Origin of the sequence: Endozoicomonas sp. SESOKO2 (assembly GCF_024606245.1) — a bacterium.
In the GTDB taxonomy this organism is placed as follows: Bacteria; Pseudomonadota; Gammaproteobacteria; order Pseudomonadales; family Endozoicomonadaceae; genus Endozoicomonas_A.
The window spans coordinates 1-1615 of record NZ_JAHHPQ010000742.1; the positions used below are offsets into that span (position 1 = coordinate 1).

Genomic DNA, 1615 nt, shown 5'->3' on the forward strand with positions numbered 1-1615 from the left:
AGTCGTCCATAGCGGCCCGAACTTTTGCCTGCCTCGGCGTGTACTGGAAGGGACCATCGTCATTTTCAACAGCTTTCTCTGCAACCGCCAGGGCGTCCTTCTTTCTCTCTATGTCTGCTTTCCTGATTTCAATTTCACCTTCCAGGCGGGCCTCTTCCTGAATCAGTTGCCGGACCCTGCTGCTAACAACGTCATCACGGCCCAGTTGTAACTGTTTGTTTCTCAGGGCATTAACCCGTTGTTCCTGAGTGTCAGTAGCCTCTGGTTCAAGACCCACGGCTTCTTCGATGGTGTTAAGAACTGCTTTATGATAATCCGTCAGAGCCTCTTCTGCTTTTGATAGAGCTTCACTTTTCTGCTCCAGAACTAAACCCAGTGCAGCCATTTCCTCGTTATGTGCGGTTTTGGTCTGCTCATCAATGTCTCCAAGATCTTCAATCTCTTGTTTTTTACGATCCAGATTCGCTTGTGCATTCCTTTCTTCAAGCTGTGTACTGGTCACTTCCATACTTTTCCTGTCGTGTTCACGAAGGAATTCTGTGACCTGAGAGTGTTTTTGTCTGGTTAAAGTCTGTTCATCCAATGCTTCACTGAATTCATCTTCTGCTTCCCGAACAAGAGTATCTACATAGACTAAAGTATCGACAAAGTAATCAACTACTTCGTGTAAATGGGGATAACCTGTCGTTTTAATGTCAAGATGTATTTGAGCTCTCAGTTCCTTAAAAATTTCATTTCGTCTTTCTTTACTGTGTCCCTGCAGGAAATGTTTGATGTCCTCTACCCGCTCTTCAAGGGTTTGCTCGTCACCTGCAGTCAGACCCAGCCCGGTCTGAGCTATTTCCATTGCCTGATTAAGAACTGTGTCGATTTCATCCGAGCGGCCTCCGCTGACAGCTGGAGTCCCGGTAAAGAAACATTGTCTGGTATGAATAGCATCCAGTTTTTGCTTAGCTGTCTTCTGCTCACTTTCAGCTTCTTCTATTGCTCGCCTGATTGTCGCTACTTCACGATCAAGAACGTATCGGGGTTTGGGGCCGAGGCGAGCCATTTGCCTGTCAAGTTCATTTTCAATAACTGTGATATGCTCATTAACCTCAGCAACACCTGCTTTGGAAACTTCTTTATCCAGCTGTTTGAGTTTTTTGATAATTAGAATGTTTTGGTTTTCTATACTGGCGTCATCTTTATAGTTCTCAATGTTGAGTTGATGAGCCATTTCATTGTTTCTGCCCCTTCTGATCTCTTCATCGCCATAGGTTTCTTCTACTTCATCCATTAATTCCGAAATTTTGCAGTCAATAGCATACTTGTTGTCATTGAGGTGGACGTCGTTTTCAAACATTAACCCCAGATCATTGGCCAGTTTAGCAAGGAACGTCTTGCCCCCTTCTTTTGCCGCATCGTTTGCAATGGGGTAGATCTGCAGCCTGTCCTCTATATCTTTAAGCAGCCTTTCCTGTTTTCTTACGGCTCGCCGATCCGCAGCTTCGATATAAAAGGCAAGACTGGTTAGCTTATCGTATTTACTGGTCCTTTTTTGAGCAACCGTCTTTTGAACAACTGCGGTGTAAGCTTTCCAGGGAATTTGTTCTATCGTATCCAGCATGGACTC

General features: G+C 44.8%; 1 protein-coding gene. It reads right to left on the reverse strand.

What is annotated here, in order from left to right; all coding sequences use genetic code 11:
• Positions 1-1615: hypothetical protein (locus KDK17_RS17600; RefSeq protein ID WP_257288688.1), on the reverse strand; the 1615-nt coding region annotated here is incomplete at both ends.